Raw genomic sequence first — 14,345 nt, 5'->3', positions numbered from 1 at the left:
AACCTCTCTTTCACACGAAACGTGGTTTATTTTCATCAACTCACAGCATCTCGTTATTCTTTGACGGATCCTACGACAATGCCAGTCACAAAGTATTTTTGCAGCAGCGGATAAATCAGCAATAGCGGGATGACAGCGACTACGATTTTGGCCGCATTCAGGTTTTTTTTCGAAATTTCAGTCAGGTTGCTGAGCTCACTGGAATTCGTGCCGGCTTGAAGCAAATCGGCAATATTCACGTTAAGGGACTGAATATAGGTCATTAGCGGATAATTGCTGACTTTGGTCATATAGATCAAACCGCTGAAGAAGTCATTCCATGTACCCACGATACTGAATAGAGCGACTGTTGCCAGCGCAGGAATGGACACAGGAACATACACTTTGAACAAGACCTGGAGCGGATTCGCCCCATCGATGAACGCTGCTTCTTCAAGCGCTTTAGGTACAGCGGAGAAGAAGTTCATCACGAGGATGACACTGAATATCGGGACAGCGCCTGGCAGAACAAGTGCCCAAATCGTATTCAACATATCCAGGTTTTTGATCAGCAGGTAACTCGGAATCATGCCTCCACTGAACAACATGGCAAAAATCATAATATTCATATAAATGTTTCTGCCTTTAAAATCCCTTTTCGATTTGGATAACGGATAAGCCATCAAAATAATCAGAGTCATGTTAAGCACAAGGGTAAGCGCGACACGTAGAACAGATATGCCAAAGGAACGCCAGAACTGTGGATCATCAATAATTTTAGTATACGCTGCAGTTGTAAAATTGACCGGAACGAGACCTACAGCATTCGCTGATACCGCCTCGCTGCTACTGAATGAAATGGCAACGATATTCCATAACGGAAGAAGGCAGGCCAATGCCAGCATGATGACGATGGCATAGATGACAAACCGGCCAATTCGATCTTTTAAGTTTGCAGAATAGGACACAGGTTTCGCCTCCTTAGAATATTTTCCGGTCCGTATATTTTTTGGCCAACTGGTTGGCAGACAAGAGTAAAACAATGCCGATCACGGACTTGAACAAGCCAACAGCCGTACCGAAGCTATACTGTCGCCCAACGAGACCGATCCTGTAGACATAGGTATCCAGAATATCGCCCGACTCATAGACAACCGGGTTATACAGATTATAGATTTGATCGAAACCGGCGCTCAAAATATTGGTCAGGCTCATTACACCCATGAGCAGAATAATAGGGAGCATGCCCGGCAACGTAATATGCCATACTTTTCTCCACCAACTGGCTCCATCCATTCCTGCCGCTTCATACATACCGGGATCAATCGACGTAATAGCAGCCAAATAGACGATGGAACTGTAACCAAACTCCTTCCACACGTCTGTTCCGATAATCAGTGGCTGGAACCAGGTGTTGCTGCCAAGGAAATTAATATTTTCCAGGCCAAAGAACGCCAACATTTGATTCACAATTCCGTCCAAACTGAACATGTTGACAACGACGGATGCCAGTACAACCCAAGATAGAAAGTGCGGCAGATAAACAATCGTCTGCACGGATTTTTTTACGTATTTAATACGAATTTCATTTAACAAAACGGAAAAAATGATGGCCATCATCGTTCCGAGCAGAATCTTGCCAATAGCAATCACCAAGGTATTGCTGACGACCTGCGCGATATCCGGCAGCTTAAACATATAAATAAAATGCTTCAGCCCTACAAATTCGGAGCCGAACATGCCCTTGGCGGGTATATAGTCCTGAAAAGCCGTAATGATGCCGACCATTGGAACATAGCTGAATACAAGCAAAAACAAAATGCCTGGCAGCATCATCATATGGTACATGGCACCGGCGCCAAGCCGGCCCCTTGCTTTCAAATTCCCCTGTTTCATGGATGAACCCCTTTCTTCAAGAAAGGCTGCGTATCGCAGCCCTGCCACTGTTCATGATGTTTATTGTTTTGATGCGACCTCGTCTTCAATTTCCTGAATGATTTGATCACCACCTTGTTTCTTCCAATTGCTGACGAATGTATCGAAGTAATCGAGCGGTTCTGAACCGGTCACGATTTTGATAAATGATTCCTGCTCCAACTTCGTCAGATTGGCCCACGTCTGTTTCATGCTTGATGTAGTTCCAGAGAAAGCAGGTGTCATCCAGACGAATTTTTTTTCCTGTGTCAGTTTGTCGATCAGTCCAACTCCGTTGATCCGCGAATGATATTTCGACCAAGCAGTCGCGTCATCCGTATCCATGTCGCTTAAATAGGTTTTGATACTTCCGATATTGTTCTTCGATTCGGTTGTACGAACCTCATCCAGGCCAATCTCTCCTTTAATCCCACGAACGACGTCAGAGTAATCATCCAGCAGCGATGTAGCCGAGTTGACTTCGATATTAAAAGGTCTCGTAGAACCGTCTACCCCGGTCTCTTGATACTTGGCAGCTTCCGGCATGGTTGCTGCGGCATCTTTATCATTAGCCAGTTTATCGTAGAACAGGTTTACAATCTTAACGGCCAGCTCAGGGTGTTCATATCCTTTTTTCACCACGATAAACTGATTGGATGGATTGGCATGTGCCACGTTGACATTGCCGTCTGCATCCTCCAACGTATACGCCGAGAATTTTGCATTTTTATCCATCTGCTTCACGCTGATCAGTCCCCAGTCAGGGATATGCCACGGTCCAAAAGCGATACCGCTTTGGCCATTGGTGTAGAGTGCAGTAATGTCATCAAACGTGCGGGTCCCAAATTGCGGGTCAATGATGCCATTCTTGAACCAATCCGCCATGATGCCCAGCATTTGCTTGGTTTCTTCTGTCGTGGAACCATACACGATTTTGCCCTCTTCACTATTCATCCAATATTGCGGGAACGCTCCCTCGGTTGAGGCAACACCCAGCATGGTATAAGCAGAGCCATTATAATCTGTTGTATTCAGCGTGTTCACAAATGGAATACCTACCGGGTTCCCGGATTGGCCAGGATCTCTTTTCAGGAATTCCAGCGCTGTTTTCTCCACTTCATCCAGCGAGATGGTCCCGTCTCCGTCTGCATCAAGTTGAATTCCCAGCAGATCCAGCCAATCTTGACGGACCCAAACCATCGTTGGTGCGGAATCCAGGGAAGTCGCCGGTAGGCCCATCAAACGTCCATCGATCGTCGCATTGTCTAATGCACGGCCATCATAGGAATCGTACATCTGCTTGATGTTATCCGTAGCATATTGATCATAAATGGCTGTCAGATCCTCAATCAGATCATTATCCACCAGTTCTTTCAGTTCATCTTTGGAATCGACGCGCATCATGTCAGGCAATTCCCCGGAGGCGATGGCGAGCGAAACTTGACGGCTATAATCTTCACCATTGGCTTCAAATTGATCTGTAATCTGAGCGTTAAACGTGTCTTTGACCAGCCGAGTATACGCGTTGTTCTCATAGGTATCTCCAGCCGGCAGTTTCGGGTTGGCTGTGGTCACCCGTCCCATGGTTACGGTGATTTCGTCTTTATAGGCACTGAACGGATCTCCCGGCGTTACCTCATATTTGCCTGCTTCCTCTGCAGTAGGAGGATTGGAAGAGTCTCCACATGCCGCGAGTGTTGCAACCATCAAGGCAGACATGGACAGCACGGCCAGTCGCTTCGTCAACCGTTTGCTTTTCATGGACCATTTTGTTCTCATCTAGTTCGATTCCCCTTTATTCTGATATCAATTTTGTTTACGCTTTCATTATAAAATGGATTGAAGACCAATCGAGATAGGGATTGCACGTCCGTTTGGATAGAGAAATGGTTACAGTTTTCAGTCGGTAATATAATACATTGGTTAGCTTGTGAGCATATACCCTACCTACTGACCTACATTCGTCTATCTATCCTTATTCTTGATCAAAAACAAAGGCCAGCAGCTCCTAAAACAGGAAGCTGTCGGCCTTCATTTATCAAAAATCGATAAAATGTCTTTCGTATCATTTACATGACAGCCTACAACGATCATGGAATACGGTCACTTTTCTCATAAAATGGATGTTCGGTCATTGGGAAGATATCCGCTATTTATTCCCTCTGCCTAGCTGCCGATACTCGCTTGGCAGAAGACCTGTCAGTTCACGGAAAATCCGGCTGAAATATTTTTCATCCGTATAACCCACCCGCTCCGCAATCCAGAAAATCGTGTTGTTCGTATTGAGCAAATACTCTTTGGACTTCTCTACCCGGATGAACCGGGAGTACTCATTAAAGGTTTTCCCCATCAGATCTTTGAAACATTGACTGAAATAGCTTCGGCTGATGTTGAGTTGTTGGGAGAGACCTGAAGCTGTATATGCCTGCTCCAAATCATGTTGCACGATCATCACCGCTTTTTTCACGGCATCGATGATTTCCGGTGAATATGAAGTCTGTTCATCGGTCTTTCGAATGCCTGCAGCAGTCTGCTTGATCCACTCTTCGACCTCGAACCAGGACTCGAAAGAATGGATCATGGAGATTCTTCCAAGCGTAGTTTGGGCAAAAAGGTGGTTCCACTCCATAACGATCGAGTACAGCAATCCCATCAACTGACCTTTATGTAATCGTAATGATTTGAACTGGTCAATAAGTTGGTTGTAGTAACTGTCATGATGGGTCCATAGTGTTTGGAACCAACTTTGCTTAATCCGGTCAATGTCCTCATCCTGCGGTTCTTTTGAAAATATGTCTCCCTCTTTCATCGAAACGGGAATGACTTGGTCACTGGGGTTGTACGCATAGAATAAAGACGTCTCTGTATAATTCATAATCCAGTTTTTGATTTGCGACCACGTTCGCTCTTGTACATCAGACAAAACCAACAACGTACTTTGGGGGACTTGATTCAGGGATAGCTTTAATTGATGAAAAAGTTGATCCTCTTCGTACTGGGGTACTGCCCACATCCAGCTATTCCGCTCAACCTCCCACCTTATCTCATCTTCATGCGCAGTTAGCTCCATTGTCCACGTATGTTCTGATTTGCGATCCAGTGAAACAAGTGCATACACATTTCGATAATGGACATTAATTACATTCTGTGAAGGCATCTTTATTTTCGTGTTCGTCAACCCGTTAATTCGGGTATGTATCCGATGCAGAACATGTTCGAATTGCTCTTTTTCCAGCTGGACTTTGGCTATATAGTCGATGGCTCCCAGCCTGAGCGCTTCCTGGATATAATCGAAATCCTGATGCAGTGTTAACACAACGATATGAAGTTCCGGATAGAGCTGCCTCGCAGCATGCATCAGTTCAATCCCTGACATTACCGGCATGGCAAGATCCGTCAACATTAGATCGACCGGTTGGGATTTCAGAAAATCCAGTGCTTTCGCCCCGTTACTTGCTTCTCCTACAACTTCCATGTTGAACTCGTTCCATGGCATCGCAGAGCTAATGCCTTTGCGTACCAGCTTATCGTCATCCACAATCAATACCTTAATCATGCCGAGATATCTTCTCCTTTAATAGGCAATATGAGCAGTATGCTTGTCCCCGTTCCCACTTCACTCTCGATCACCAGTTGTGCTTGATCCCCGTACTGTGCCTTCAACATACGGTGAACGTAATTGAGTCCTATACCCATCCCTACTTTTTGTTGTTCAGCTACACGATTGTTCAGCAGTTTATGAATGGCTTCCTCGGTCATGCCTGCACCATTATCTTGTATCATAATGTTCAACGTTTCAGTGCGTGTAACTTCAATTTGAATAAAACCTTCGTCACTCAGTCCATGATATAGCGAATTTTCAACCAGCGGTTGCAAAATAAAGCGAGGCACAGGAATTTGAAGCACTTGTTCATCTGCAGTAATGCGGACATCAAATTCAAAGTCATATCGAATTTGCTGCAAAATCAGATACTGCCTTAACGCATCAATTTCCTCTTCCATCGTGGATACTTGCCCTAATTTGCCCAAATTGTAATACAACAGCTTGTTCAAGGACTGCACCAGCTTGTCGATCTCCCCTTGTCCGTTCATGACGGCCAGCCAGTGCACCGTATCCAGTGTATTCATCAGAAAGTGCGGGTTGATCTGATAGAGCAGTTTTTCCACTTCCAGGTCTGCACGAATCTTCTCTTTCTGCTGCACTTCCTTGAAGAGGTCACCGATTTGATGCTGCATATTGGAAAATTCACCCAGCAGAAAATCAAATTCGGGAATCTGAGTTCGAGCTCGGCTCCCTGTCGATTGTGGATTCTTGGACATCCCATTGATTTCGGAATGGAAGAGTCCGAGTGGTTTGTAGACCATCTTCCACAGAAGCCAAGCAAGAAATACGGTAAAACCAAGGAAAAATAAAGCGACCAGCAATATTTGAAGCAGCCACTGGTTTTTCTCCTGTTGATATTGAGCCTGTGAAATGACCGATACGACACTCCATTTCTGTGAGGAATCCTCTTTAAACCAGTGGTACCCGCGGGATATTCCGTCCTTCACAGGGTCGACTGTTAAGCTGGAGAAATTCTCCCCGACCTTCATGGCTTCCGGTATTTCACTGTACACAATGTTGCCTTCTCCATCCAGGATCAGATGAGATAAAGCGCCGTTGTATTGATTGTAACCCAAGATATCCTCTGTAAGACGAAAGCCGGATTCTACGTAAATGTACGCATCGTCCCTTTTGGGAAGTTGTACTCTTCGCATAGCAGACAGAACGAGTTTGTCATCGAATCGATTCATGCTGATATGGGGACCATAGTACTTAATTCCATAGGTTTGGAAGAGCACAGGCAAAGACTCAGGAGAAAAACGATCCTTGACCGGAAAGTTACCGAACTGCGTAGTGCCTTCTTTCTGGAAGTAATATAAGGTCAAACCGATATTTGGATTGGTAAACGTGACAACGCTTAATCCGCTCTTTAATTCGTCCCTGGCATCGATCAATTCGAAGATATCGGAGGACGGATTCAAAAATTCATCCATCCTTTTGCCTACAGTGCCACTGTAAGACAATTGCTGCGTAACGTGATTCAGATTGGTGATTGAATTCTCCAATGAGGATGTCACCTGCTGTAAATTGCTACGGATGCCATCATCGATCTTATTTGCGAAAATGGAGTCAATGGTATAGTAAGAAATTGCAAATATGCTGATAAAGGGGATAAACGCACTGAGAAAGAACAATAAAAAGATTCTTTTTTTAAGTGTCATTTTGACCTGTTCTCCTTCTAAAAATGAAACAACAAGCTCCTACTTATGGAAGCTTGCTGTGAATATACATACAGCTATACCGATTATCGTTTTCCTCATAGCCCTCGGCCATTTTGAAGCATGTCGGCATTTCAATCCATTCAGGAGGGCACAAATCAGGACAATCTGTCTGTGTCCTGTCCAAGTCCAATTTTCTTTCATAATTATAGATTGATATTCAAATTAGTCAAACACTTTCATACTGAACGGTGCCACAATGCTGCCCGTTAGCCAACCATGCAGCGCAAAATCAGCGCTGCACCACAGAGAATGAAAATTTTAGCTCGGTATTTTATACTGGAAGTACGGCTGGGAGAGGAAGGTCGATGAACTATGGTGCGATTAGAGCCCATCCGCTAGTCTGACTCCAACGACCACGGTGCACCACTGAATGTTGCTCCCGCTGGGAAGCACTCATAGTAGATTAATCCTATTCTGGTTGTTGCACCAGTCTCCAATCATGATGCCGTAGAAAGGTTGAATGGCGTGGATGTAATTATTACATACCCTTACCCCGTATGGGTATGTTATAGTTTGTTTGTAAGAATAGAATCCCACTCCAAAGGAGAGATCATCTTGAAAATCGCAATCATGCTTTTCGATGGAATCACAGCATTAGATGCAATTGGTCCATACGATGTATTTGCTGCTACACTGAAATGTGAAGTGAAGTTTGTCGCTAAGAAAAAAGGGTTAATCAAACTGGACTCAAATATGGGTTATTTGCATGCCGATTACAGTTTTTCTGAAGTTACTTCAGCTGATATTCTCGTTGTTCCAGGTTGCAGTCCGCCAAATTATAAAACTCCAATGAATGACGAAGAAACGTTAAATTGGATTCGCCAAATACATGAAACTACGAAATGGACCACGTCGGTTTTTTAACGGCTCTCTGATTTTGAGCGCCGCAGGCTTGTTAAATGGAATCGTAGCCACCAGTCATTGGGGATCCTTCGACCTGCTTCAATCTCTTGGAACAATTCCAACAGATGAAAGAGTGGTTCGTCAGGGCAAAATCGTTACAGCAGCCGGTGTCTCCTCTGGTATTGATATGGCACTTCAATTAATAGCATGGGAATTGGGAGATGATATGAGTAAAGGAGTCCAGCTGATTTTGGAATACGATCCTCAGCCTCCGTTTGACACGGGTTCCCCAAAGAAAGCGCCTGCTTTATTGGTAGAACAAATAAGAGGGATGTTACAAGAGTTTGCAAAACGGGAGCCCAATTTATAAATCACAAATAATTCAGCATATTCTCAATAGCGTTATTGGGGTAGGTTGGGGTAGGTTGAGGTAGGTGTAAGGTATCTGAGCAAGACCTCATTCCGGTATTAACGTGGCTTAAACGTTCAATATTGTTAGTACTTGGTAGCGGAAATATCCAAAGAAGAAGAAGGAGCGAAGTGCTCCTTCTTTTTTATAAATCGGGATCATTTGAATTAAAGAGAAACCTCTCATTGGATGCACCCCGGTGCTATATCTCATTAGTAGAATGTACAAGTCTTAGCACGTTAAATTGCATAGTTACTAATTTTTCAAAAAAAGTTGTATGTGTCTTCGTTTCTAACGGTTACCCCTTAGCGGGGTGAAAACTGGTTATTTTAATGTTCAAATCCTCTTAACAGTGTGAATCTGCGTTTTGCTGGCGGTGCCCCACTAACGTCTCCCGATAGTTCAATGCTCTGAACTTGTTGTGATTAGAAGGACAAGTCCAAAAAATAATATATCCAAATAAGACGGCGCCCCAAAAGGTGTTTCCAAAAGTATCATCACCATGCTTAATTTTTTTCAGAAGTGCCACTGTATTCACATAAAGGATAACACTTGCTATCGGGAGACTGAAGACAAAAAAGACTAGCATTAATTTAAGCTCATTAGACACCGTTGTCTCGATCTTGGGTATGCGGGAACAGAAGAAGCGTGTGGAACAGCTCTCCAAGTGTTATTCTTCTGCACGCATACTCCACAATTTCCTTGGGGGTTCACCATCCCATGACTCTACGGGTCTATGCCCTTACCTTCCTTCGTTTCACCTGACCAAGGCGTGGAGACCGATAACGTTTAGCTGACGGGTCTGAGCCCTTATCGGGCAGGAACTCGGTCCTCCGTGCTTTCTTTTTGAAATCCTACGAATGAGTCAATATACGTGATCGCTTAATCAGTCTTAGGCAGCTTGAATGCAAGTAGGGGCAGCTTTTCCAGGAGAAAAGGCTTCTCCCCTTTGAACGATGCCAATGATGATTCGTGCCAGTTTTCCAAGTAGTTTAAATACTGATTGTTGCTTTTCATTTGCTTGACTTGAACATTATTCTCATGCAGCTGTCGGAACATCGGATGATTTCCAACGAGTTGGAGCGTGGCCAGATACAGGTATTTTCGCAGCGTAGCATCGCCCCTTTTAGAAAGCACAATCTGTCCCTTTCGTTTCCCTGAAGTACTTTCGGTTCAATTCTCTCTAGTATCTCTACCATCCGTTCGAACTCTTGTAATAGCCATTGTAAATCCTGTTTCGCTTCATTTAGAGCAGTCGTTTCGCCTATACTGTTCTTAGCTTGAGCGATGAGCTGCGCAGCCTTCTGCATGCCAGTCGAGCCACCAGCTCGTTTCATATGCTCTCTCCATCTCGTGATCACCTCTGATACGGAAAGAGACTCTAAATCCTGCGGAGAAGGGAATTCTTTAAGCGTAGCTATGGAACGTTTGCATGCCCAGTTTTTAAACACCGAGAAATACTCGGGGAACCGAATGTCTAACCAGCGAATGATCCGGTTCTGTAGCCGTACACTATTCGTCACCCAATATTCCCGGTCACTCATAATTGTTCGTAACTTCTGAAAGACGATAGCCTGTCGCGAGTATTCATAGTAGTAGCCTCGACTGATCACATCAGCAATGACAAGCGCATCCTTCGGATCACTTTTGGAGGGGGAATTATCGCGGTTCTCCTTGTTTCGTTTGGTGGTTGCCGGATTCACCATTTCAACGCCTATGCCTTTGTCGGTAAGCCAATTGGTCAGGTTATACCCGTAGTGTCCGGTCGGCTCCATCCCGATTATGAGATCCTTTAAGCCGTGTTTCTGCCCTATTCCCTCGATCCACCGATCTAATTACGCTTGTGCAACATGAGTTTCCTTCGCGATATCTATACCCACAACAAGGTGAGATGTGGAAATTCGTTCAATGCGTTGATTTTGACCGTCTGATTGTTTAAACTTCATAATAAGAGCGCCTCCTTGATGGTGTTGGGTTATAAACCCGTCGACAAACCCATCATACCGAGGCGCTCCTTTTTTGACAAAGACCAAATCTTAGGCCTTACAGGAATGTTTAGTTCAATCAAAAGCAGCCTTTCCTTTTGGACTGAACTGCCGAGTTGGTTTTTTTCAACTATCGTTTCCGGTTAGTGCAAAGATTCTTAAAACACGAGCGCTCGTACAACTAAACAAGCCTTTGAAGTTTGACATTACATTCTGACGTTGTTGCAGTGACGCCGTGAATGTATATGCTTTAAGGTACTTACGAAACCGATTGAACTAAACTGCCCGCTACTACAAATAATAACGACTGCCGAAGCAACCGCTATTAAACTATAGTTTTCATTCAGTTTTGTATAAATGATCCATGAACTTATCGTGTAATTGTATTCCATCTCGTAAAGACTGCTTAGTCTCTTGATCGATCAAATCTACTTCAAAGTTCAACCCACCATAACCATCAATCATTTCCATAATGCGATAAATCACTTGCTCAACGAGCTCATTCTGAATTACAGCAAGTGCTTTTAGATCTTCTTCGGAGTTCAGCTTATTTCGAAGAAATTGATATGCCTCATCGGAATCGGTCCATCGAATGTTTGATTGAGGGTGGAAGCTTGCAACTGATAAATCAACATTAGTATCTTTAATTCCTTTTAAGTTTTCGAAAAGTAATCTCTGCTTCTCAGTCAACATATCATAGAACCCCTCCGTCAATATCTAATCTTTGTTCTATTATACACCTGTGTATTATTCAACCATCCTGCCGTTAGTTCAATCAAAGGCAGCCGTTCCTTTTGGATGGCTGCCGAGTTGGTTTGGTTGTTTTTAACTATCGTTTCCCGTTAGCCATACATGCAGCGCAAACGACGCACCACAGATGATGAAAATATATGTATCTGTTATACTGCTACTATGGCTGGGAGATGAAGGTGGATAAGCTATGGTGCCTACGACCTAATTTGAGCTTAATGAAAACAAGGGAGCAGCTCTGCCGTGGCAAACTACTCCTTGTTTGATTCAACTATCCTTCATCTTTCACTCAATGATTTACTTTGTTTCTAACGAATCAGATTGTTCACTACGGAGGACTTCATTTATTTGACACCATTCAAAATTTAGGAATAGCTTCCTTTTGTGCATTTGAAATAAAAAGGGAGTATATTGTATTTTTGTCGAATTTGCAGTAATAAACATATGAGAAGTATTGAATACAAACAAGTGTTTCCTGTCACGTCAATATACATAAAGTGAGGAGCATAGACCATGATAATCAAACCAAGAACACGCGGCTTCATATGCACAACTGCACATCCAGAGGGATGCGCCAGCCAAGTTCAACAGCAAATACAAGCGATAACAAAACGGCCGAAGATCCAGGGCCCCCGTAATGTTCTGGTAATTGGAGCCTCAACCGGATATGGTCTTGCTTCCCGCATTACATCTGCTTTCGGTGCGGGCGCAAGCACAGTGGGCGTGTATCGGCAGAGCAGTCCCAACGGAAAACGGACTGCATCCGCTGGCTGGTATAATTCAGCGGCGTTTGAACGGCTTGCCGAAGAAGCTGGCCTGCAGTCATACAGTGTCGCTGGTGACGCTTTCACGCAAGAAACCAAAGAGCGAACTATTGAGCTGATCCGCCAGAAGCTGGGACAGGTCGATCTTGTGGTCTACAGTGTTTCTACTGGACGACGGAGTGATCCGCAGACCGGTGAGGTGTATCAATCTGCGCTGAAGCCCATCGGGCGCACCTACACTAATAAAACGGTAGACTTCCATACCGGTGAAGTAAGCACCATATCTATTGAGCCTGCCACAGAAGAGGAAATCCGCGGCACGGTCAAAGTGATGGGCGGTGAAGATTGGCTGCTGTGGATTAATGCTCTCCGGGAAGCGGGTGTGCTGGCAGACGATGCGACAACGATAGCCTACTCCTATATCGGGCCGGAGCTTACGGATGCAGTCTACCGCTCCGGAACCATCGGCCGGGCTAAGGATCATCTGGAAGCCACCGCCAGAGAGCTTAACGGGCAGATGAAGGTTCATGGCGGTCGCGCATTCGTCGTAGTTAGTAAAGGGCTGGTGACCCAATCGAGTTCCGCCTTGCCGGTTGTTCCTTTATACATCTCAGTCCTGTTCAAAGTCATGAAGGAACTGGAGCTGCACGAAGGTTGTATTGAACAGACATACCGACTGTTTGCAGATCGTCTCTATACAGGTGGAGAAGTTCCGCTGGATGAGGAAGGACGTATTCGTATTGATGACTGGGAAATGTCGCCTGCCGTTCAAGCTGAGGTAACCCGCCTCTGGAATCTTTTGTCCACAGAGCATATGAATGAACTTACCGACCTGGAAGGCTACCGCAGAGAGTTCTTCCAGTTGTTTGGCTTTGAGAATGCAGATATCAACTATGAAGCAGACACGAACCCGGAAGTTGCTATACCAAACTTATTCCAATAAGTCTGACAAGTAAGTTAACCAAGTGTTTCCTTCCTCAGATAGCTAGATAGAAAGAAGCGCTGTTCCGGGCCAGGAGCTTTCCATAATAGGCGATAGGTCCTGCACGAGATCCTCTTTGTACCAGTCCGACTATAGCGTAATATCAGGGTGTTCCAATGCCGTTGCCTTTATTGATTTAACTCCCATTTTTGTTTCATTTGTAGGAGGGTCGATATGCCGATCAAGAAAAAGATCACCCTTAAACAGCTTGCCGATGAGCTGGGATTAACCGTTCATACTGTTTCTAAGGCACTTCGCGGGCTGCCCGGGATGTCGGAGCATACCCGAAATGAGGTTCGTCTGCTGGCCGACAAGCTCGGCTATCATACCAAAGAACAGGAACGCAGCCAGTTGTTCGAAAATACACCACTATATGCGGGTGCGGGACGCCGCTTTATCTTCTTGATTGCAGCGGACCAGGGACTGAAGTCGGAGCTGCACCGCATTCTGCTGGAGAGTGTACAGCAGCGTCTGGCTGAAGCCGGTCATGCGGTTGAAGTTGTTTTTGTGCCAGATGATCTTTGGCAGCCGGGAAGGTTCAAATCCTGGAGAGACAGGAACAACCTGAAGTATGCAGATGGAATATTTATCAGCCCGGTTATCCCTGAAGCTGTGGAAGCCCGACTGATCGGATTGCCCATGCCGCGCATTCTGCTTCATTTCCCGCCTCCGGGAGCAGGTGTGGACAGCGTGATCTGGAATGTGTATGACGCTATGCAGCAAGCAACCAGGCACTTAATTGCCATGGGACACCGCCGCATCATGTATATCGGAGATATCCGGCGGAGCCGGGGATACCGGATGCGCTGGCAAGCCTTCAACACTGCAATAGATGAAGCCGGAATGAGCTTACCCTTAGATGAGTTCCATATCTTTGAGCTGGATGGGCCGCAGGATAAATGGACAGGCAGATGGCAGGAAAAGATCAGCCGTTATGCCCCCACTGCCTTTGTGTGTGCTTCACAGGACGCTCTGACCCGTACCTATCTGGCCTGTCAAATCACAGGCCATACCATTCCAGGCGACTTCTCCCTGATTGGACTGGAGCCTGAAGCAGTATTGCCTGGCATCCTGCCCGATATCGCCCGGCCCACATTGCCTGTGACGGAAACCGGGTATCGCGCAGTGGACCGGATGTTGTGGCGGATCGCTAACCCGGCCCTCCCCTACGAGCAGATTATGCTTCAGGGCGGTCTTCATGGAGGGACCACCGTCCGCAAAGTTCTCCCTTTCACTTGACGGTAATCCTACTGCAAAAGATTACCCCCGTCCGGGAACAAGGTGCTGCCTGTTGTAAAGGGGTTCGTCATCAGGTAAAGTACTGTATGCGCAATCTCCCCATCATAGCCAACACGTCCCAGTAGCAGACAGTTTCTCGTATTCTTTAAGATGTT

8 protein-coding genes and 3 pseudogenes are annotated in these 14,345 nt (G+C 45.3%); 3 read left to right on the top strand and 8 right to left on the bottom strand.

The window, feature by feature from the left end; translation table 11 throughout:
- Nucleotides 1–53: 53 nt before the first annotated feature.
- The 5 genes from NST07_RS16425 to NST07_RS16405 form a co-directional block, all read right to left on the bottom strand.
- The gene (locus tag NST07_RS16425; RefSeq protein ID WP_038591843.1) at nt 54–947 is read right to left on the bottom strand and encodes a carbohydrate ABC transporter permease; all 894 of its coding nucleotides are present in this window, start codon (nt 945–947) and stop codon (nt 54–56) included.
- A 13-nt stretch (nt 948–960) separates the two neighbouring features.
- On the bottom strand, nt 961–1,875 hold the full coding sequence (locus tag NST07_RS16420; RefSeq protein WP_341093120.1) for an ABC transporter permease subunit: 915 nt from the start codon (nt 1,873–1,875) through the stop codon (nt 961–963).
- Between the two features lie 60 nt (nt 1,876–1,935).
- A complete protein-coding gene (locus NST07_RS16415; RefSeq protein WP_341093119.1) occupies nt 1,936–3,672 on the bottom strand; it encodes a sugar ABC transporter substrate-binding protein in 1,737 nt (578 codons plus the stop codon).
- 370 nt (nt 3,673–4,042) lie between these two features.
- The gene (locus NST07_RS16410) at nt 4,043–5,449 is read right to left on the bottom strand and encodes a response regulator (RefSeq protein WP_342481888.1); all 1,407 of its coding nucleotides are present in this window, start codon (nt 5,447–5,449) and stop codon (nt 4,043–4,045) included.
- Nucleotides 5,446–7,158 carry a histidine kinase gene (locus NST07_RS16405; protein ID WP_342481887.1) on the bottom strand — a complete coding sequence of 571 codons (1,713 nt, stop codon included), beginning with the start codon at nt 7,156–7,158 and terminating at the stop codon, nt 5,446–5,448. The genes NST07_RS16410 and NST07_RS16405 overlap by 4 nt, the downstream gene beginning before the upstream one ends.
- Before the next feature lie 615 nt (nt 7,159–7,773).
- On the opposite strand from NST07_RS16405, the pseudogene NST07_RS16400 reads away from it, so the two are divergent.
- Nucleotides 7,774–8,431: pseudogene (locus NST07_RS16400) on the top strand (DJ-1/PfpI family protein).
- A gap of 931 nt (nt 8,432–9,362) precedes the next feature.
- Here the strand turns inward: NST07_RS16400 and NST07_RS16395 are convergent.
- Nucleotides 9,363–10,245: pseudogene (locus NST07_RS16395) on the bottom strand (transposase).
- A gap of 549 nt (nt 10,246–10,794) precedes the next feature.
- Nucleotides 10,795–11,148, bottom strand: coding sequence for a hypothetical protein (locus NST07_RS16390; protein WP_341093114.1), 354 nt, complete (start codon nt 11,146–11,148; stop codon nt 10,795–10,797).
- A 570-nt stretch (nt 11,149–11,718) separates the two neighbouring features.
- Here NST07_RS16390 and fabV point away from each other — a divergent pair.
- A complete protein-coding gene (fabV, locus tag NST07_RS16385) occupies nt 11,719–12,912 on the top strand; it encodes an enoyl-ACP reductase FabV (protein ID WP_342481886.1) in 1,194 nt (397 codons plus the stop codon).
- Between the two features lie 213 nt (nt 12,913–13,125).
- Nucleotides 13,126–14,190 carry a LacI family DNA-binding transcriptional regulator gene (locus NST07_RS16380; protein WP_342481885.1) on the top strand — a complete coding sequence of 355 codons (1,065 nt, stop codon included), beginning with the start codon at nt 13,126–13,128 and terminating at the stop codon, nt 14,188–14,190.
- A gap of 8 nt (nt 14,191–14,198) precedes the next feature.
- On the opposite strand, the pseudogene NST07_RS16375 reads toward NST07_RS16380, so the two are convergent.
- Nucleotides 14,199–14,315 (bottom strand): annotated as a pseudogene (locus NST07_RS16375) (dehydrogenase); the annotation flags it as partial.
- Nucleotides 14,316–14,345 lie beyond the last annotated feature (30 nt).

Origin of the sequence: Paenibacillus sp. FSL L8-0340 (assembly GCF_038593145.1) — a bacterium.
Classification (GTDB): Bacteria; Bacillota; Bacilli; order Paenibacillales; family Paenibacillaceae; genus Paenibacillus_AQ.
The sequence above is the reverse complement of the archived record's forward strand: the minus strand, read 5'-3'. Positions and strand labels throughout refer to the sequence as shown.

Bases quoted from the DNA above. Each gene is read 5' to 3' on its own strand.
- fabV (WP_342481886.1), top strand. From the start codon at position 11,719: ATGATAATCAAACCAAGAACACGCGGCTTCATATGCACAACTGCACAT.
- NST07_RS16420 (WP_341093120.1), bottom strand. From the start codon at position 1,875: ATGAAACAGGGGAATTTGAAAGCAAGGGGCCGGCTTGGCGCCGGTGCC.
- NST07_RS16405 (WP_342481887.1), bottom strand. From the start codon at position 7,158: ATGACACTTAAAAAAAGAATCTTTTTATTGTTCTTTCTCAGTGCGTTT.
- NST07_RS16415 (WP_341093119.1), bottom strand. From the start codon at position 3,672: ATGAGAACAAAATGGTCCATGAAAAGCAAACGGTTGACGAAGCGACTG.
- NST07_RS16410 (WP_342481888.1), bottom strand. From the start codon at position 5,449: ATGATTAAGGTATTGATTGTGGATGACGATAAGCTGGTACGCAAAGGC.
- NST07_RS16380 (WP_342481885.1), top strand. From the start codon at position 13,126: ATGCCGATCAAGAAAAAGATCACCCTTAAACAGCTTGCCGATGAGCTG.
- NST07_RS16390 (WP_341093114.1), bottom strand. From the start codon at position 11,148: ATGTTGACTGAGAAGCAGAGATTACTTTTCGAAAACTTAAAAGGAATT.